At 49.5% G+C, this 19,403-nt stretch carries 17 protein-coding genes and 1 riboswitch; of the genes, 11 read left to right on the top strand and 6 right to left on the bottom strand.

The features are described 5' to 3' along the window. Positions 1–30: 30 nt before the first annotated feature. The 3 genes from groES to BGX14_RS00185 form a co-directional block, all read right to left on the bottom strand. Positions 31–312 (bottom strand): co-chaperone GroES, encoded by a 282-nt coding sequence (gene groES, locus BGX14_RS00175; RefSeq protein WP_073303394.1) that lies wholly within the window; start codon positions 310–312, stop codon positions 31–33. A gap of 170 nt (positions 313–482) precedes the next feature. Continuing rightward, complete coding sequence (gene thiE, locus BGX14_RS00180) at positions 483–1,121, bottom strand: thiamine phosphate synthase (protein WP_073303392.1); 639 nt, start codon at positions 1,119–1,121, stop codon at positions 483–485. 14 nt (positions 1,122–1,135) lie between these two features. After that, on the bottom strand, positions 1,136–2,713 hold the full coding sequence (locus tag BGX14_RS00185) for a thiamine-phosphate synthase family protein (protein ID WP_095879743.1): 1,578 nt from the start codon (positions 2,711–2,713) through the stop codon (positions 1,136–1,138). Next, positions 2,702–2,810, bottom strand: a riboswitch (TPP riboswitch). Its footprint overlaps the gene before it by 12 nt. A 228-nt stretch (positions 2,811–3,038) precedes the next feature. On the opposite strand from BGX14_RS00185, the gene leuA2 reads away from it, so the two are divergent. The 4 genes from leuA2 to BGX14_RS00205 all read left to right on the top strand — a co-directional run bounded on the left by leuA2 (position 3,039) and on the right by BGX14_RS00205 (position 8,182). Then, complete coding sequence (gene leuA2, locus BGX14_RS00190) at positions 3,039–4,598, top strand: 2-isopropylmalate synthase LeuA2 (RefSeq protein ID WP_073303390.1); 1,560 nt, start codon at positions 3,039–3,041, stop codon at positions 4,596–4,598. 10 nt (positions 4,599–4,608) lie between these two features. Continuing rightward, a complete protein-coding gene (hpt, locus tag BGX14_RS00195; RefSeq protein WP_073303388.1) occupies positions 4,609–5,142 on the top strand; it encodes a hypoxanthine phosphoribosyltransferase in 534 nt (177 codons plus the stop codon). Further along, a complete protein-coding gene (locus BGX14_RS00200) occupies positions 5,143–5,835 on the top strand; it encodes an SIMPL domain-containing protein (protein WP_095878729.1) in 693 nt (230 codons plus the stop codon). 235 nt (positions 5,836–6,070) lie between these two features. Continuing rightward, the gene (locus BGX14_RS00205; RefSeq protein ID WP_073303384.1) at positions 6,071–8,182 is read left to right on the top strand and encodes a glutamine synthetase III; all 2,112 of its coding nucleotides are present in this window, start codon (positions 6,071–6,073) and stop codon (positions 8,180–8,182) included. 233 nt (positions 8,183–8,415) lie between these two features. Here BGX14_RS00205 and BGX14_RS00210 read toward each other — a convergent pair whose 3' ends face one another. Next, positions 8,416–9,624: an IS4 family transposase gene (locus BGX14_RS00210; protein WP_095878730.1), complete on the bottom strand. Its 1,209-nt coding sequence runs from the start codon at positions 9,622–9,624 to the stop codon at positions 8,416–8,418. Between the two features lie 178 nt (positions 9,625–9,802). On the opposite strand from BGX14_RS00210, the gene BGX14_RS00215 reads away from it, so the two are divergent. Continuing rightward, a complete protein-coding gene (locus BGX14_RS00215; protein ID WP_073303382.1) occupies positions 9,803–10,489 on the top strand; it encodes a trans-aconitate 2-methyltransferase in 687 nt (228 codons plus the stop codon). A 1,423-nt stretch (positions 10,490–11,912) separates the two neighbouring features. On the opposite strand, the gene BGX14_RS00225 is transcribed toward BGX14_RS00215, so the two are convergent. Continuing rightward, positions 11,913–14,255 (bottom strand): DNA internalization-related competence protein ComEC/Rec2, encoded by a 2,343-nt coding sequence (locus BGX14_RS00225; RefSeq protein WP_095878732.1) that lies wholly within the window; start codon positions 14,253–14,255, stop codon positions 11,913–11,915. 113 nt (positions 14,256–14,368) lie between these two features. On the opposite strand from BGX14_RS00225, the gene BGX14_RS00230 reads away from it, so the two are divergent. Continuing rightward, on the top strand, positions 14,369–15,589 hold the full coding sequence (locus tag BGX14_RS00230) for a hypothetical protein (protein WP_143159343.1): 1,221 nt from the start codon (positions 14,369–14,371) through the stop codon (positions 15,587–15,589). Positions 15,590–15,593: 4 nt separating this feature from the next. Continuing rightward, the gene (locus tag BGX14_RS00235; protein WP_073303376.1) at positions 15,594–16,121 is read left to right on the top strand and encodes a DUF4416 family protein; all 528 of its coding nucleotides are present in this window, start codon (positions 15,594–15,596) and stop codon (positions 16,119–16,121) included. Between the two features lie 143 nt (positions 16,122–16,264). On the opposite strand, the gene BGX14_RS00240 is transcribed toward BGX14_RS00235, so the two are convergent. Beyond that, positions 16,265–16,825, bottom strand: coding sequence for a manganese efflux pump MntP family protein (locus tag BGX14_RS00240; protein WP_095878733.1), 561 nt, complete (start codon positions 16,823–16,825; stop codon positions 16,265–16,267). 97 nt (positions 16,826–16,922) lie between these two features. On the opposite strand from BGX14_RS00240, the gene BGX14_RS00245 reads away from it, so the two are divergent. From BGX14_RS00245 to BGX14_RS00260, 4 genes are all read left to right on the top strand, one after another. Further along, positions 16,923–17,714, top strand: a complete 792-nt coding sequence (locus BGX14_RS00245; protein WP_073303372.1) for an SDR family oxidoreductase — start codon at positions 16,923–16,925, stop codon at positions 17,712–17,714. Between the two features lie 3 nt (positions 17,715–17,717). Further along, positions 17,718–18,089, top strand: coding sequence for a cytochrome c (locus tag BGX14_RS00250; protein WP_073303370.1), 372 nt, complete (start codon positions 17,718–17,720; stop codon positions 18,087–18,089). Positions 18,090–18,245: 156 nt separating this feature from the next. Then, complete coding sequence (locus BGX14_RS00255; RefSeq protein ID WP_078775812.1) at positions 18,246–18,851, top strand: ATPase; 606 nt, start codon at positions 18,246–18,248, stop codon at positions 18,849–18,851. Positions 18,852–18,854: 3 nt separating this feature from the next. Continuing rightward, complete coding sequence (locus tag BGX14_RS00260) at positions 18,855–19,400, top strand: DUF2764 family protein (RefSeq protein WP_073303364.1); 546 nt, start codon at positions 18,855–18,857, stop codon at positions 19,398–19,400. Positions 19,401–19,403: the final 3 nt, after the last annotated feature.

Here is a 19,403-nt window from a genome sequence, read left to right on the forward strand (position 1 = left end):
TTGTCTTCTCCTAAATAAACTTGTTACCTGTTAAAGAATCGCGAATACATCGCTTTCACGGACAATCAGATAATCCTTGCCTTCGACGGAAACTTCCGTTCCGCTGTATTTGCCGTAAAGAACTTGGTCGCCGACCTTGATTTCCATCGGAATGGATTTTCCGTTTTCGTCCTTTTTGCCGGGGCCAACCGCAATCACCTTGCCCTGCATGGGCTTTTCTTTGGCGTTGTCCGGAATATAGAGACCGCTGACGGTCTTTTCTTCGGCCGGGGCCGGTTCAATGAGAACTCTGTCTGCAAGTGGCTTAATCATAAAGTTGTTACCTCGTTGTTGAATTTTCAACCGCTCGGAAGTATGCAAGAATCGTGCCAATTTGATTTTCCATTAAAAACGGCGCAAAATGAAAGTAAAAAGGCGATTTGTTTCAACGAACGTTTCATTTTGAAACGGTTGAGCGGTGAAGGAAGTTGGAAAGCGTTTTTTTATTTTCGTCCTTTTTCGAATTCTTGGAGCAAATTCGCTGCCGCTTTCTGTGGATCGGCCGCGCTCATGATTTCGGAAACGACGGCGATACCGTCGGCATAGGCTGCGCTGATGGCTGCGGCGTTTTCCAAGTGGATGCCTCCGATGGCTACCAGGGGATGCCGGGTCAGCTGTTTGGAACGGAGAACGCCTTCGGGACCGAGCGGGTGGTCGGCTTCGGCTTTTGTCTGGGTTCCGTAGGCCTGCACTGCCACATAGTCAAGGTCTTCGTATTGGTTGGCTTTCAAAAGCTGTTCGTCGTTGTCGCAGGAAAGTCCGATAATTTTATCCGGACCCAGAATTCTACGGGCGACTTCGTAAGGGAGGTCGCTTTGCCCGATATGCAGGCCGTCGGCATCGACCGCCAAGAGGATATCCAGCCTGTCATTGATGATGAGGGGAATGCCCGTGCCTCGCAGAATTTCCTTGACCCGAAGCGCCGTGTTGTAAAAATCCCGAGAGGACGCTTCTTTTTCTCGCAGTTGGACTACGGTTACGCCTCCGCGCACCGCTTCATGGACGACGCTTTCGACGGATCTGCCGAGTGCCAGCCCGGAATCGGTCACCAGATATAATTTTAGATAGTTGGATTTTTTCATTTTAGCGTCTCCGTTTAAATGCGATTGTGGATTTGCAGAACTTTCTTTTCAAAGTCTTCCAAGGAGGAGCCGACCACAAGAATCAATTTTTCCAGATTGATCCGGTCGGGAATGGTGATGACGTCCGGCATTTTGTCGGTCTGGTTCAGAACGCTTTCTAGATCGCGGTCGTAGTCGTTTCCGCGTTGCCAGTAATTCTTTGGAGTGGGCATGGCGACGGTGTGGAATTTGCTGTTTTTGACGGCGGCCAGAATTTTTTCGTTGCTGCGGAAGTTGGCGACGCACTGGGCCTGGGGAAATTTTTTCCGAATGGCAAGAAGCGTGCCCGCCATATATTGGCTGATTCCCATTTTGGCTTCGCGCACGGAACAGGTTTCGTTGTCCACCCGGAAAAGGCGACCGGGAATCGCGCAGACGTCTTCGTTGGTATTTCCGTGGACGGTATAGCCGATATTGGTTCCGATTTCGGGAAGCATTTTGTAGATGTTCGCCGCTTTTAAAGATTCGACGGTGGCGTTCAAGTTTCTGCACAGCCTGTCGTTTTCGGAAAGTCCGTTCCGAAGGTCGCCTTGGGAAAGAATTTCATTGGCGTGGAAAAAAACGTCCCAGAAAAAATCTTTGGATGGGGGAGCGAAGTCTTCGGATTTGCCGTTCCAAATGAATTTTCTTCCGCATTTTTTGGCGGTGAATTTACCGATGCGGGCACTGGGGATGCCTTCTTTGGCGAGAGCCCTTTGCAATTTTGCCGTCTCTTTGGGATCTGCGGCGATGACCAGGGTGCCTTCGCTGATGATTTCCCAAGGATTCAGGCCGAATATGGCGCAGATTTTTTGAATGTCCGCCGGGATTTTGTAATTGTCCGCATCGATGACGACTCCGAGTCCGCTGGCTTCGGCGACTTCCCAGATTCCGCGCTTGACTCCGCCTTCCGTCGCATCGTGCATGGCGTGGACGCCTTTGAATTTCGAGGAAATCTCCGCGTCTTTGACAACGGAAATTTCACGAATGCGCTTGGCGGCTTTCCGGATTTCGCGCTCGGCAAGTTTTCCCCGAAGCGCTTCGCCGAGTTCAAAACCGAGCAGGGCGGCGGCTTCGATGGCGATTCCTTTAGTGATAATCAAGTCGTCGCCTTTTTTGGCACCGCGCGGCGAGACGAATTTTTTACCGGTTCCCCAGACGGTGATTCCGCCGATGGTGGGGCACGTTACCGCTCCGTAATATCCCGTGTGTCCGCCCACAATGGAAATGCCCAGTCGGGTGGCTTCCGCGCTGATTTCCGAAATCAATTCGGCGATGTACTTTTGTTCCGTATCCGGCGGCAGAAGTAGGGAATACGTCATCAGTTGCGGCTTGATTCCCATGACGGCGACGTCGCTTGCCCCGATGTGGACCGTGACGTAGGCGAAATCCTTGGGCGTCATTCGGAGCGACGGGAAAATAGGGTCTTCCGCTATCGCCATATAGCCGTTTGGCACTTTAAGGATTGCCGAGTCCACGCCCATGGCGGGGCCGATGAGCACTTTGGCGTTTTTGGCGCCGGTTTTGGAAAGAATGGATTGGGTGAAAAAATCGTCGTTTACTTTTCCGATCATGATGTCTCCTACGCTGGCATTATCCAGATCAGGTGTTTGGGTCGAAGGATGCTACCTTCCTCTCAGCCGGATGGTTCCAGCTCCCCGAGAACACAATTATAAAAAAAGTGTTGCCATTATGGATGAATTTTTATATATTAGCGGTATGCAAAATTGTAAAAGCACTCGACTTCAACTTTCTAGCCTTCTATTGGGACGCTCTAACTGAAGCGAGCTTTTTACATATCTGTTTATACGACAGCCCGCTTCTCATTGACGCGGGCTTTGTTATTTTTGAATAAAAATACGCCATGCTTTCGTCAATGCGAAGGGCAAGGAGAACAAAATGGAATCGAAACAAAATCAAAGAAAACCTTTTATTTATGACGTGACTCTGCGCGATGGCAACCAGGCCCTTCCGAATCCCTGGAACAACGCCCAGAAAAAGGACGTGTATTTGCAGCTTTTGAAACTCGGCGTCCAAGGTGCCGAAGTCGGATTTCCGGCATCTTCCGAAATGGACTTTGAATCGTGCAAGGAACTTGCGATGCTGACAGCGCAAATGGCGAAAGAAGGGAATGAAGAGGCGCAGAAAATTGTGGTTTCCGGCTTGGCACGTTGCATCCCCAGCGATATTCAGCGGTGCTGGGAAGCCATCCAATACGCTCCGCATCCCAGAATCCACACCTTTTTGGCGGGAAGCCCGCTTTCGATGGAATATGTGCTGCACATGACCCCGGAACAGGTGAAAGAGCGCGCGGTCTCTTGCGTGAAACTCGCCAAGTCTCTGGTGGGCGATAAGGGCGATGTCGAATTCAGCGTGGAGCATTTTGGGGATTGTCTCGAAAATATGGATTTTGTGATTGACGAATTGAAAGCCGTCGTGGAAGCCGGGGCGACGACCATCAATTTGCCCAATACGGTGGAACGCTACCGTCCGTTCCTGTATGTCAATCAGGTCAAGCAAGTCTGCGAAGCCTTGCCGAAAGACGTGACGATTTCCGTACATTGCCATAATGATTTGGGCATGGCGACGGCGGCGACTGTAGAAAGCTTCTATGCGGGAGCGACCCAGCTGGAAGTCGCGTTGAATGGACTGGGCGAACGCTGCGGCAACACCAATTTTTACGAAGTGGTGGTCGCTTTGGCCAATTCGGGAACTCCCGTGGACATTCATCTCGAACGGATTTATGAAACGGCGATTCTCATTTCGCAGTGGTCCGGAATCAGCATCTACAGTCGGGCGCCTTTGATTGGTGCGGAAGCGATTGTTCACCGCAGCGGCATTCATCAGGACGGCGCGAGCAAGACGAAAGGAATGAAGAAGGGTGCCTACCGTCCTATTGATTATTCCATGATCGGCAGAACGCAGAACGATTCGTTGAGCTTTACCAGTCAGAGCGGTCGGACTGCCGTGTACGAAATTATCACTAAATTCGGTTATAAACTGTCTCTTGCCGAGGCGGCGGCTTTACAGCCTGTCTTGAAGGTCGTCAGCGAAAAGGAAGGCGAACTTCCGGCGGATCGCGTTCTGGATATTTTCCGCGAACGGATGGTGAATGTGAACGGTCGTCTGATTTTCAACAACATCGAAGTGATTCCGGACGAAAACCGCTTTATTTTCCATTTCAAAAAAGATGGCGAATCGCTGGTCAAGTCCGTGATGGCGGAAGGTCCCATTGAGGCGGCCATGATGCTCATGCGGGAAATCGGAATGCCGGTGGAACTTGTCAAATATCGCCAGTTGGTCGTTCCCGAACAGGATAAACTCTGGGCGGGTCGCGGGCTCAGCCGTATTGTGCTGAAAGCCGGAGACAGGGAGGTGGAAGGCCGCGGTGTTTCTAGCGATACTCTCAAGGCGAATATGCGCGCGATTTTCTGCGGCGTGAATTTGCTGTATAAATAATGGAAATGCGATGCGGTTGAAAACCTTGATTTCCTGCGAAGCTTTGCAGGCGCGAGTCGCGGAACTGGCGCAGGAAATTTCCGAAAAGGAAAAGGTCGAAGTGCTTGTCGGCGTTTTGACTGGTTCCTTTATTTTTGTTGCAGACCTGGCTCGGGCGATGCGTCTTGCGGATTTGCGGATTCAGTTTGTGCGGGCGAGCAGTTATGGCAATGGGACGGAACACTCTTCTTTTTCGGTAAACGGATTGGAAGACTTGGACATTGCGGGCAAAAACGTTTTGCTGGTCGATGATATTTTCGACACGGGACATACCCTGAAAAATTTGGCGGAAGAAATTTCCCGCCGCGGAGCGGCTTCGGTGCGGACGTGCGCCCTGCTGGACAAGCCCAGCCGTCGAGAAGTCGATTTCGCCGTGGACTACGCCGGTTTTACCATCGAAAACCGGTTTGTGGTCGGATACGGTCTGGATTACGCCGGAAAATATCGTGCGCTTCCGGAGATTGCCTGTTTGTGCGATGGTGAAAACTCAAAAAAGGAGAAGTAAATGCAGAGTCGAATTAAAGAAACCCTGATTCTTGCGGTGGCGGTGATTTTTTCGGGAATCCTTGCCTATAACGGTTTTTGTCGAATGATAAATAAAGATCGTTCCGTGACGGTGCGCGGCTTGGCGGAGCGGGAAGTTCCTGCCGACAAGGTCTTCTGGTCGGTCAGTTTTTCGGAACTGGGCAACGAAATTGTCCCTCTTTACCACAAAGTACGGGAAAAGGATTCCATCATCGTCCAATTCTTTATGGAAAGGGGGCTTCCCCGGGAAGATATTACGATTGACGCCCAAAGCATTGAAGATGCCTATGCGGACCGCTATCGGGATCAGAGCAAACGTCCCGAATTTCGCTACACCATGACCTCGACGATTACCGTCGCATCGTCAAAAGTGGAACTGGTGCGGAACCTTCAAATGGAAGTTGCCGTCCTTGCAGGGAAAGAGATTCTTGTCAATTCGGGATTTGCCCGTTATGAATTTACCGGTTTAAATGACATCAAGCCGGAAATGATAGGGGAGGCTACCCGGAACGCGCGCCAAGCGGCGGAGAATTTCGCCAAGGATTCGCAGAGCAAAATCGGCAACATCCGAGAAGCGTCTCAAGGCGTTTTTTCCATAGAGGATAGGGACGACAACACTCCTACGATAAAAAAAGTCCGTGTTGTAACGAGAATCGACTTCGCTTTAGATTGACGTTTGACAAGGAAGACTTGCGAGCGAAAACGATTTGTTGCAATTTTGTAAAGCTCCTGGACAATTTTTTAGAAACCGGGAGCTTTGTTTATCGAGCCAGCTTGGGGAATTTTGGAGAATTTTAAAAAGAATGCGACAGATTTGCTATATTCTATCTACAAAAAAGACAAAAAAGTGTGGTTTGTTTGCTTGTTTTTGTGAAATTTTTGAAATTTTGCCTATTTGATGAATTGGCATGGTTCTTGCAAAAGAACGGGCAAACAACCATAAGGAGTACACAGTGAGTATTCAAGATGAATTCGGCAGCCTCGTCTTCAGTGCGAAAACGATGGGGAAGTATCTTTCACACAAGACCTACGAAAGCCTTCTCGCCACGATGAAGAACGGTTCCGCCCTCGATCCGTCTATTGCGGATGAAGTGGCGGCAGGCATGAAGACCTGGGCGATGGATCATGGTGCTACGCATTTTACGCATTGGTTTCAGCCGCTGACCGGCACGACTGCGGAAAAGCACGATGCCTTTTTCAATCCCGATGGCGAGGGTGGCGTTGTCGCTTCCTTTTCGGGCAAGGAATTGACTCAGGGCGAACCGGATGCGTCCAGCTTCCCGTCGGGAGGACTTCGCGCCACATTTGAAGCTCGCGGCTATACGGCTTGGGATCCGACGTCTCCCGCTTTTATCAAGAAGAACAATGACGGCGTTGCCGTTCTCTGCATTCCCACCGTCTTTTATGGCTATCATGGCGAAGCGCTTGACAAGAAGACGCCCCTTCTTCGCTCGCAGACGGCTCTGGTCAAGCAGATTCATCGCGTGGCGAAGCTTTTTGGCATTGAAGGCTCGGAACGTCCTTTCGCCACTCTCGGACCGGAACAGGAATATTTTCTGGTCGATGCCGAAGTTTACAGCAAGCGTCCGGATTTGATTCAGACCGGTCGCACGCTTTTTGGCGTTCGCCCAGCTCGCCACCAGCAGTTGGAAGACCATTATTTTGGCAAAATCAAGAATCGCGTTCTTTCGTTTATGGCGGAAGTCGATCGCGAACTCTGGAAGCTCGGCGTTCCCGCCAAGACTCGCCACAATGAAGTCAGCCCGGCGCAGTTCGAATTGGCTCCGGTTTTTGAAGAGCAGAATTTGTCCTCGGACCACAATATGCTGACGATGGAAGTTCTGCAGAATGTGGCGGAACGCTATGGCATGGTCTGCCTGACTCACGAAAAGCCTTTCGATGGAGTGAATGGTTCCGGCAAGCACAACAACTGGTCCATTACGGGGCCCGACGGCAAGAACTGGCTTTCTCCGGGCAAGACTCCGCACGAAAACGCGAAGTTCCTTATGGTTCTCGTTTCGATTATCAAGGGCGTCGATACTTTCGCTCCGCTTCTCCGCGCCAGCGTGGCAAGTGCCGGCAACGATCACCGTCTCGGCGCGAACGAAGCGCCTCCGGCGATTATTTCCATCTTCCTCGGCGATCAGCTGACCGACATCATCAACCAGCTGGAAAAAGGTACGCCTTCGTCTTCTAAAAAGGGCGGGGAAATCGAAATCGGCGTTTCCACTCTCCCGAAACTGCCGCAGGACGCGACCGATCGCAACCGCACAAGTCCATTTGCTTTTACCGGCAACAAGTTTGAATTCCGCGCCGTTGGCAGTGAACAGAGCTGCTCCACGGCGAATACGGCATTGAACGCGATTGTCGCTTGGGCCTTGGACGATGTGATGAACCAGATTGAATCCCTGACGGCGAAGGGTACGGAATTTAATGCTGCCCTGCAATCCGTCTTGCAAAAGGAAATCAAGGAACACAAGCGGGTCCTCTTTGACGGAAACGGTTACAGTGAAGAATGGAAAGCCGAAGCGGCCCGCCGAGGCCTTCCGAACCTGAAGACGACGCTTGATGCGATTGAAGCGTATCGCGATCCGAAGGTGGTCAAGCTGTATAAGGACTATGGCGTTCTTTCCGAAGTGGAACTGGAAAGCCGTTACGTCATAGAAAAGGAAAAATACGAAGCCGTTGTCGCTCTCGAAGCGAATTGCGCTTGTCAGATGGCGAAGACGATGTTCCTTCCGGAAAGCATCTCCTACGCGGTGGAACTTGCGGAATCGGCTTCCTCTCTTTCGGCATTTGCGCACTCGGGAGTTTCCAAATTGGCAAAGAATGCCGCCGATGAAGTAGAAGCTCTGACGGCGGAAATCGAAAAGCTGGAAGCCGCTATCGACAGTGCAGATACGGCGAAAGAACTGGAAGGAATGCTGAACGTGCGTAAGCACGTGGATGCTCTGGAACGGATTGTTCCCGAATCCCAGTGGCCGATTCCTGGCTACGGAGAAATGTTCTTTATTGGATAGCCTTTTCTAAAGAGTATAGGAACGCCCCGCGATCTGCGGGGCGTTTTTGTGTATCCAAGCGATAAGTATAGCGGCAAAAAAGGACTCTGTCATCGACCGATGCAGGCTGCGAATTGACGGCGTAATGTACAAAGAATTATTGTTATCCGCTAAACTTTAATTCATGAATTCATAATCCCCAAAACGTCCCGTTTTCAAGGAAAACGGGACTTGTTTCAAAATACGAGCCCCCTTCAGTTCAGTTGGGACAGGAATGACTGCTGTGATTGCGGTGGAGCGAGTCCACCGACGTATGCATCCCTTACAGCCTTTATTGGAGATTCCAGGAGTTTGTACAGGTCTACGTAGTAGGTTGCACACTGGCGTATCAGCAGAACCGTGCTGGAGAAACTCAGCTTCCTTTTTGTCTGCGCACGAACAATGGCTGTCAGCAGGTTAGCTATCATTACTATCCAGATCTGTATCCGGATCGCATTCTCGCTGTCTCCGTAAAAGAAATGAAGCGGAAAATTCTGCTTGAGACTGCGGTAGAAGGTTTCTATCTGCCAGCGTCTTCGATAAATTTCGACTATTTCCTTGGCAGGAAGTTCATTGTTGTTCGTAAGCAGCCGCCATGTCTTTCCCGTCTCCTCGACATAATGTTCGACTATGCGGGCCCTGTGAACTCGCTCCTTCTTGCGGGAGACAAAATGAAATTGGACATTCTCGTCCCGAAGTATGTTGTCTGAAACGGGGTTGTCCGACACATGGTCGTACTTGAGGTTCTTCTTCATCCTGGTCACGTAGGTCGTTTTCTTTTTGGAGAAGCTCTCGAACAACTTGTAGTCGATGTATGCCCTGTCTATAGCAAGAAATGATTCCGAGGGAAGCTTGACTTTCTTGAGTTCAGTGCTGTCATGTTTCGCTGCCGGGGTCACGATGACGAACTCCGGCGCTCCAGACGAATCCTTCATCACGGTGTGCGCCTTGACTCCGCCCTTCTTCTTGCCCAGCTTCGGGTTCCTGCCGGCACCCTTCATCACGTCGGTGAAGAGGGAGACAGTCGTCGAGTCCATGACATAAAGCCTTTTGGACCAAAAATAGTCCCGGCTGTCCGCTAAACAGTGCTCGTACTTCTTGTGCAACTCATGGTAGAGCCGTTCGAATATCGCGGCCGGTCTCCGTCCGTTCGCGTCAGCGAATGTGCTTCTTTTGGGGATCTCCGTAAGTCCGGCGTGGACTAGCCGTCTCGATTCCGCTTCGAGCCCCAGCAAGATTTGATTGATGGACTTGTACTGCTCCATGACGGAAAACAAGAGCACAAGCAAATGCTGGTACGCATCGAACTTCTTGACATAGCGTTCCCCGCCGTTCTGTCTAGATAGGGACAGGACAAGGTTCTTGGGAATAAGCTTCATTATCTGGGAAAATACCGGCTGTCCGCTAAAGTTGCTATCTTTCATACTGCTTTTGGTTCCTTTTATTTGTGGTTATTTAAAACGATACCAAAAGTGACGGCTCTCGATTATCGGGAACCGTCTTTTTTTATAACTTTTCTACGAAATTGATTAACTTTTAGCGGACACTATTAACAAAGAATATATTTTACACGAATTCAAAATGCCATTGTATGGGTTTTAAATGAACATTCGGGAACAGTTTAATCTAATCGCCAAAGAATACGACGAAAACCGCAGAAAATTCATCCCGTGTTTTGACGATTATTACATCGCATCCACCGACTTCGTGGCGAAATCCTTGGAGAAAAATCCTTCGTTGATTTTTGACTTGGGAAGCGGAACGGGAATTTTACCATCCTTTTGGATGCCGCATTTTCCCACATCGTCGTATGTCCTAGTCGATCTTGCCGAAGAGATGATGGATGTGGCGAAAAAACGTTTTGCCGGAATGCCGAATGTGAAATACGAAATTGCGGATTACTCGGAAAAATTGCCATCGGGTTCGCCCGACTTGGTCATTTCCGCTTTATCCATTCACCATTTGGAACACGCCCAAAAAAAGTCGCTTTTCAAAATGATTTTCGACTCCCTTTCATCGGGAGGCGTCTTTGTAAATTACGACCAGTTCTCTTCGGAAAACGATGCAATCCACAGAAAGACGGATAAGTATTGGACGGAGCAAATCCGGGCTTCCGGCTTGTCCGAAAAAGAATTTTGCCGCTGGATGGAAAGGAAAAAACTCGACAGGGAATGTTCCGTTCCGCAGGAAATCAACTGGATGAAAGAGAGTGGATTTCAAATCGTGGACTGCATTTATTTTCAAGGGAAATTCGGCGTCATCCGCGCGGAAAAAGAAGTTGGTGATTAGCGCCCTTCGGCTGGCTCAGGGACCGGTTGGTGAGCTTGTCGAACCACGGTTAGTGATTAGTGGTTAGAGGGAAGTGGAAAGTTGGGAGAGACGGCTTTCTGCCGCTTTGCGTTCTTCTCGTCGTGACGAAGGCTGGTCATTTATTCTAGCGGGAAATTCTTTTTCACAAGGTGAACTCTTTTTCAGACGGGACTTTTTTTCACAAAGTAAACTCTTCTTTAAAACAAGAACTTCTTTTCACAAAGTAAACTCTTCTTTAAAACAAGAACTTCTTTTCACAAGGGGAATTTCTTCTCGCAGACAGCGAGGTGCTCGCTTACCCATGAGTCTTGGGAACTTGTTCCCTTAGACGAATTGTCCCTTGCAGGGATACTTCAACTACGGAATCGGAGATTCCTAGTTTCAGGGATGCAAAGCCCCATGAGTCTTGGGAACTTGTTCCCTTAGACGAATTGTCCCTTGCAGGGATACTTCAACTACGGAATCGGAGATTCCCAGTTTCAGGGATGCAAAGCCGTGGCAATCCTGGCTGCGGGAAAGGATTGCTTCTACACTTCGAGTATAACTCCACTAAGGTAACAAAGTTACCAAGTGTCGTATATCCACATAGAGGATAACTCCACTAAGTCAATAAATTGACAAGTGTCGTATAACCCCTTTGGGGTTCGGGGTGACGGTCGCTTTCAAATATGACTGATTTTCTCCTTGGTGGGTACGCAATGACGAATATTACTAGTCTTCTCGAAGATAATGCCTGCAAGCAAGCTTGCGGCGCAACATTCGCCTTGCACGCTTTTGCGAAGGCTCCCTTCCTGGGACAATTCGTCTAAAAGAGTAAAACTCTTAAGACTCATGGGCAGCCCCTTTTCCCTTCACCCTATCCCCCGCCACGCTTTTGTTTGGCGATGGGGTGATCATATTTGTCGGAAAACGGCTGAGGTGGCAACTTAGTGATTATGAACGAAGGCATTTTGTCGCGTTTTGGAGCTTCAACTAAATGAACAAAGGCCTTTTTTCGCATTTTGGGTCTTCGACTAAACGAACAAAGTCGTTTTTTCGTATTTTGGGTCTTCGACTAAATGGACAAAGGCATTTTTTTTGCATTTTGAGTTTTCGACTAAATGAACAAAGGCATTTTTTTTGCATTTTGGAGCTTCGACTAAATGAAAAATGCCTGTTTCGACGCAAAGTCGGCTTTTGTCAAATGGTGCATGGATTTTCTTGAGACCTTTTAGAAGTTCGTTAAATGGTACAAGAGTTGGCGGGAAGTGGGAGTTAGGAGTGGTTAGAGATTAGTGATCAGTGGTTAGAGGAAAGTGGAAAGTTGGGAGAAAATTCAGCCGCTTCTCCTATACACTCCATTTTAAGTTCTCTTAACTACTCACTCCTCGCTGACCCTTCTTCCCTTTGCATACGGCAATGACTACAGCGAAGTTTGGACTTGATAGCCGTTCGCATTGAATCGTACAAAAACGCTGCCTTTTTCAGAAGTGTTCAAAAGGGGAATTTTTAAACTGTCCAGTCGGTTCACCACTTCTTTGTGCGGGTGCCGGAACCGATTTTTTCTTCCGTTCGATGCGATAGCGATGTCGGGATTTACCGCTTCCAAAAAGGCGACCGAGCTGGATGTCTTTGAACCGTGATGCCCCAATTTCAGCACGTCGCTTTTCAAAGGGATGTCGGTTTGCAGAATCGTCTGTTCGCCTTCCTTGGTCAAATCGCCGGTCAGCAACATTGAGCCTCCGATGCCCTCGATGCGCATGGAAATGCTTTGCGAATTGGTCTCTCCGCAATAAAAAGGATCCGGGTGAATCACGCGCATATTCCAGGTTTCCCGTTTTTGAGGCGATGTATAAAATGTCTCGCGAAAAATCATGCCTCGTTTTAAGTCCTGGATGACAACGCCGAGTTTTTGCGCCGTGGCAAGTACGTTTTTCCATTCCGGCTTGTCGGCAAAGCGGGAACATTCCTGAATCCACAGATTTTCGACGGGAAACTCCTGCAATAAAACGCTGGCTCCGCTGAAGTGATCCAGATCCGGGTGCGTGATGAGAATCCCTTTCAACATCCAGATTCCTTCTTCTTGCAGGTAGGGGATGATTTTGTCTTTGGCGACATTCCGTTTTCCGGTGTTTACCCCCGCATCGACCAGATAGACGTTTCCACTGGGGCTTTTCACAACTATGCAATCTCCTTGGCCGACATCTAAAACGGCGACGCTCCATTCGGGACGCGCTTTGGGAAGAAACGCCTGGTATGTAAAGTAGCATCCGAAAATTAAAATTCCCAAAAGGATAATTCGGCGGGCGCATGAATTGTTTTTGGAACTGCCAAGGGAAAGCAGAATCGTTCCCAAGATCAAAAGAACCCAGACGGGCAAAGGTCCCGCTGTCACGGAGGCGATGCTGAACGAAGAAATTTGCGCGACCAAAAAAGCAGAAAGGCGAAACAGGAATCCTGCGGCTTCGCAGAAGAGGCTGGCCGTTGCGGGAATCGGCAATAAAAGGGCGAACAGGCCGGCTTGCATTCCTAGGCTGACCAGCGGAACGACGCAGATGTTCCCGACGATGGAAATGGGAGAAAGGGAATGAAAAGACCAGATGAGAAAGGGGGCTGTAAAAGCCGTTGCGACCCATGTTATCCAGACGGCGGACAGCACGTAGTTTTCAAAACAAATCCATATTTTGTTTTTTCGCAGGACTTCGCTTTGCAAAATAAGCGGGTTCCGTTTTCCGTAAGCGATGATCCCCGCCGTCGCCGAGGCGGAAAGCTGGAAACCGACATTCCAGATGACCTCCGGGTTGAATGCGCACAAAAGAACCAGAGCGACGCCAAGAGCGTTCAGACTGTCGGCTTTGCGTTCAAACAGAAGCCCGATCTGTACGACGGAGAACATAAACACCGCACGAAAAACGGCGAGGGAGCCTCCGGCGGCAGGCGCATAAAGGAGCATAAAAAGGATGGCGCAGATGCGGGCGATTCGGTGGGGCATCCGGGTCGCTTTCAGTAAAAGCAGAATCATTTCCGAAAGCAAGACGACGTGAAAACCGCTAATGGCCAGAACATGGACGATTCCTGCCCGTTTGAAACCGTTTTGCAAGGCGTCCGGAATTTGGGAGCGGTCTCCGGCCAAAAGTCCAATCAGAAGTCCCGATTCGGCGGCGGGAAGGTAGCGCGAGAAATAGTTTTTCAAAAAATGGCGAAACCCGGAAAAGAATTTTTCAAAGACGAATCGATGAGAGAGGACGCTGAAAGATTCCAATTTGCCGAAACCCGAAAGCCCTTGACCGCGAAGCCATTTGGGGGAATCGAATCCGCCGGGAACCGTGGGCGGCTCGACGGGAAACCACTTTGCCTGAAAACGGATGGAATCGCCGGGGCTGGGAAATGGAGGCTGCTTTTTGGAAAGCCGGAATCTCCCGGATTCGCTACGGATAATGACGGCGACGCCTTCTTCCCTGTCCATCACGGATTCCACAAAGCCCAGGTTCTCTGTCGGCGTTTTAAATGGATTTTCCTCGGAAGGATGGGCGAAAATCCAAGAGGAGGTGCCCATGCGCAAGGCGAAAAAAAGCAGCACGGCAAGCGAAGCGCGTCGAGGAAATCGGGGAAAGGCGTAAAGGGAAAGAAGGAGGACGGGCACAAAAGCGATGCCGTATATCGGATATTTTGCGGACGCTAAAAAAAGTACGGAACAGAAAAAAGCGGCAAGTGCCGGACGATTTGAAAGCGGCTGTAAAAATCTTTCCCATTCTTTGAATCGCATCGTTTTCTCCTAAAAATTTTGACTAAATTGAAGAGAAATGTTTTATAGGGAATAACGTCCAGATGACGGGAAAAAAGAAAAAAACGTTGATTTTCATCCTTTTTTATGCAACCTTGTTTGCTTTTTTGACGGGTTGCGGGCTTTTTTCTTCGGATGGCGATGGGGAAGCTCTCGCTCTGTATCCGACGACGGCGAAATTTGTCCTTTACGGCAACGATTTTGTGCCGAACGATTCTGCTGCGGCTTATTTGCCGACGGGAACGCTTTTGGCGGTGCATCCGAATGCTCTTTACACCCTTTCCTTCGATGCGGATTCCGGCAGGAAACCACCAAAACTGAACCTTTTCCGTGTTGTGGACAGCTATGTAGGCTCTAGAACGCGGCAACTTTCGGCGGAAGAAAGCAATGGCAGATGGTATTACCGTTTTCTTTGCGAAGAAAATAACTCCGGCTATTGGGCGACGACTTTGGAAGAAAACGGCGATTATTACAAAGGAACGGTTCGAAATGTCCGCTATGAAGCCGAGGGAGCTTACAGTTCGCATTTCAGCGTGAATCTGGTTGTAGCGGGGCAGTATGGCGGCACGGCGGATTCCGTTTCGCTGGATTCCCTGTCAAAACTTTTGCTCGCGGGCTTTCGTCGGTATTTTTCTTCGGAAGGCATTGCTGTCGATACGCTCTTTTTGCATTACGCTTCGGAAAGGAACGATGTCAAAAATTCTTATCCAGACGATGAACCTTGGCTTGCCGGAAAATCCAGCTCCGATGTTTTTGTGACGGAATTGGGAGGCTGGCCGAACTCTCCGGAGGAACCAGAAGTGTATAACGCTCTGGATTTGGTTCTGGTGCATCGGATTGAAATTGCAGGAGTTTTGGGGTATTCCATTCTGTTTGCGGGCAATTTCGGCGGCGGTCAAGGCAGCACGGTGGTCGTCGGGACGCATTATATGCTGGATTCCCGTACGGAATATTCACAGACGGCCAGTGAAATCGTGAACACGGCAATTCACGAATGCGCGCATTTTCTCGGTTTGCGCCATACGACGGCGACAAAATCCGATCAGGCGGCTTTGGGGGATTATTCCATTTGGGAAGACGGCATTGCCGACACGCCGCATTGCGGGCAGGTTCTGAATATGAAAATGGCTTCGGGCGAATCGGAAAACCCCGTTTCGCTTCTTCCGAATGTTCTGCCGAAACTCTTTTTCAAAAATGCAGCGACTTGTCCCGACGCCTCTAACCCAATGTTCCCCGCAGCATCGGTAAATACGGGAACTTTTACAGAAGGGCAACTTTCCTCTCTAGCAAAAATGATACCGGTTTACCCTCATTAACGATATGGCTTTACCTCATCAATTCTCTGAAAAGGCGGCTCTTTTGGCTTTCGTTCTCGTGCAAGGAAACGAATGGCCGTCTGAAGTCCTGAATGCTCTGCAAAATACCTGGGGGCCGGTTCGGCATCTAGGCAAGCTTTTCGCCTTTGATAAAACAGCGTATTATGCGCCGGAAATGGGCGACTCCCTTTATCGCGGCGTTCTTTCCTTTGCGCAAAGCGTGTCCCCGCAGGATATCGGCAGAGAAAAGGAACGTTCCAATGCGCTGGAATTTGAATTGGCGCATTCCCCGAATCATCGCACGGCGAATGTGGACATCGGCTATATGGATCTCGACAAAGTCGTGTTGCCCTCTTATAAGCGCGGCCCTTTCAAACTCTACGCCGGAAACGGCATTTGGCTCGATATGATTCTGCACTACGCCAAGGGACATTTTACGCCGACCGCGTGGGCCTTTGAAGACTTCAGGCGCAATCCCTATGAACACGACCTATTGCTGATTCGGGAAAAATTCAAAAAAGACAGTGTTTAAAAGGCGGCTCTAAAAATTCATTCGCAAAAATCGCTTGCATTAGAGTGGCTTGTTGCTAGTTGTTAGTTGTTAGTTCGCTCGCATTAGAGTGGCTAGTCGTCAGAGATCTGTACGGAATTTCCGACGCGCGGCAATGATGCGAATCAGCGATGGAGATGCTCGACGAGAATTTTTGTGCCGATGGCGATGAGCACGCAGCCGCCGGCGATTTCCGTCCATTTGTACGGAATTTTTTTGCCTGCCCTTTTTCCCAAGTGAACGCCGATTTCCGTTGCCGCAAAAGCGACTATGCCGATAAGCGTTGAACTGAATGCGATTTCGTGCCCGATAATCCCAAAGGAAAATCCGACGGCCAGCGCATCCAGGCTGGTGGCGATAGCTAAAGAAAGAACCGTTCTGTAACCGAGTTTTTGCGTGAAACAGCTTTCCTTTTTCTGAAAAGCTTCCCGTATCATGCGAATGCCAATCCAGCCCAACAAGGCGAATGCGACCCAATGGTCCCAACTTCCGATAATTTCCGCCAGAAAGCCGCCGCCAAAGGCCCCGGTCAAGGTCATTCCCGCCTGGAAAATTCCAAAACACAGGGCGAGTTTTAAAATCTCGCGTTCATAGGCTTCTTTCCGGCAAAGCCCGATGGAAAGGGAGACGGCCATGCAGTCGATGGCCAGAGCGCAGGCGATGAAAAAAACACGAATCCATTCCATTGCGTCGTCCACAAAAAAAAGTTAATTTGAACAGGAACGAATCAAAAGTTATGGGATGACTTTTGACGGCGATAAAAATAGAAATGTCGAGAGGCTTATGAAACGGTATAAAGCTCTTCTTGTCACGGGTGCGAGTTCTGGAATCGGAAAAGAAATCGCTTACGGACTTGCTCCCCAGGCAGAACAGGTCGTTCTGGTGGCTCGTCGTTCCGATAAGCTTGAAGCGTTGGCGCAGGATATTTCCCTTCGTTTTGGAACCAAAGCTTTTGCTTTGGCTGCGGATCTATCGGTATCGGGAAACGCCCAGACCGTTTTTGAAAAATTTATCGAATTGGTCGGATGCCCGCCGGATATCCTTGTAAACGATGCGGGTGCAGGATTTTGCGGGGAAGCCGCCGAGCTTTCTGTTGAAGCGGAAGCGCAGATGCTCCGCCTGAACATGGAATCCCTAATGGTTCTTTGCAAGCTCGCTCTGAAAACGATGTACGCCCGTCGCAAAGGGGTTATACTGAATGTGGCGAGCATGGGCGGATTTCAGCCGGGGCCTTATATGGCGGCCTATTTTGCGAGCAAGGCTTTCGTTTTGTCCTATAGCGAAGCCTTGGCGGAAGAATCCCGTTTGCACGGGGTTCGCGTACTCACCTTGTGTCCGGGTTCCGTCGATACGAATTTTCACGCCTTGGCGGGTTCAAAGAGAGGATTTCTCCGTTATTTCTTCAGCAGTACGCCGCAGCAGGTCGCTTGGGAAGCCGTTCGCGCCATTCTTTCCGGATTTCCGAATGTCGTGGTGCCCGGTTATTCCAACAAGGCGATTCTTTTAGCGGAAAGATTCCTCCCTCGGCGTTTGGTGACCATCCTTTCTGGAAAACTTTTGAAACCGAGAAGATAGTTGATGCCGTTGAAGAATCGCTGGTTTGTTTTTTTTGTGGTTTTGGCATCGGCCCTTTTTGCCGCCGATTTGATGACATTTTCCGACTTGACTCCCGAAAATCGTCAAAAGGCCGCGGATATTTACGATAGGGAATGTTACGCTTGCCATCGTTGGAATCGGGAATTTGCCGGTCCCGCCATGAAAGGAAATGTCGCGCGCTATCTGGATCGCCCGGATTCGCTTTGGCAATACCTCAAGGATCCGAAGCCCATCCATCCGGACAAATATCGCCCGATGGAAATCGGGAAACTTTCGGATTCCGAAGCCTCGTTGATGGTCGCTTGGCTATTTTCCTTGGTGCGGGATTCTACGGCGAAAGACCGTCCTCGCTGAATTTCTGAACATCTCTTTTTGTCTGCATTTTGTCTTAAAATGGGGCAATTTTGTCAATTCTTTTTCATTTTTTAACATCTTTGACGGCTTTTTTTGCCCGCAATTCATATATATTAGAAAGCGACGAAAAAAACGCCTGTTGAAATCGGAGATTTTATGGCAGAAGATTTACAGAACCTGATTGAACGTATTCAAAAGGATGCGGTAGAAAAAGCGGACGCGCAGTCCGCAGAAATTATTGCCAAAGCCAAAGCGGAAGCGGCCAGTATTATCAAGAACGCCGAAACCGAAGCAAAGGCGAAACTGGAAAAAGCCGATAAGGATGCGGAAGTTTATACGGAACGGAGCAACAAGGCTTTGGAACAAGCCGCTCGCGATGTGCTTATTTCTGTCGGTCGCCGTTTGGAATCCATGGTAAACGGCATTCTTTCTCTTCAAGTTGAAAAAAATTTGAACGATTCTACCATCAAGGAAATGCTTTTGCTTTTGGCAAAAAATTACGCTTCCTCTGAAATGGGTGTCGTTTTTTCCGCAGCGGACAAGGCCAAATTGGAATCTTTTGTCATCGGCGAATTTGCCAAGGTTCTCGGTGCCGGGGTTCAGGTAGAAAGCGATTCGGGCATCAAGTTCGGATTCCGCCTGAAAATGGACGCTGGCAAAGTTTCTCACGAATTTACTTCCCAATCCATTGCTGCGGCGCTGTCGGCGCTAGTCCGCCCACAGGTGGCGAAAATCGTTTCCGACGTGGCTCAGGGAAAATAGTCGATGAGCAATGCTGTTTACATCACTGCGTCGCTTCCATTTTTAAAGTTCGGAGATCCACCTCCATTCTCTATTTCGGAACTTCGCAATCGTTGTTCTGCGGTCATGACCGAAGAGGAACTCGCCACTTTCGACTCCTTGGTAAACGGAGAAGAATGCGACGATCCTTTTGCTTCGGCATACATGGCTCATGAAATTCAATTAAAAAATGTCGTGGGGCATGCTCGTGCCGCATCCTGGGGACCGGAAGTCCGTTTTTCGGAACGGCAGTTTCCCGGTTACGACGTGACTTTTGCCAAAATGGTTTCGGAAGCTTACGCCAAGCAGAATCCATTGGAACGGGAACAGGAATTGGATAAGACCCGTTTTTGGCTAGTCGATGAACTTGCCCGTGGAGAGGATTCCATGGCGGCGGTGTATGCTTTCGTGATTAAATTGAAAATTTGCGAACGCTGGTCTCGTATTTCCGCTGAAGCCGGAAATGCCGCCGTCCTCAAAGTGATTAATGATAACGACCCTGCCTATAACAGGGATGACCGGAGGTCTTAATTT

The organism is Fibrobacter sp. UWS1 (assembly GCF_002300445.1).
Taxonomy (GTDB): Bacteria; Fibrobacterota; Fibrobacteria; order Fibrobacterales; family Fibrobacteraceae; genus Hallerella; species Hallerella intestinalis.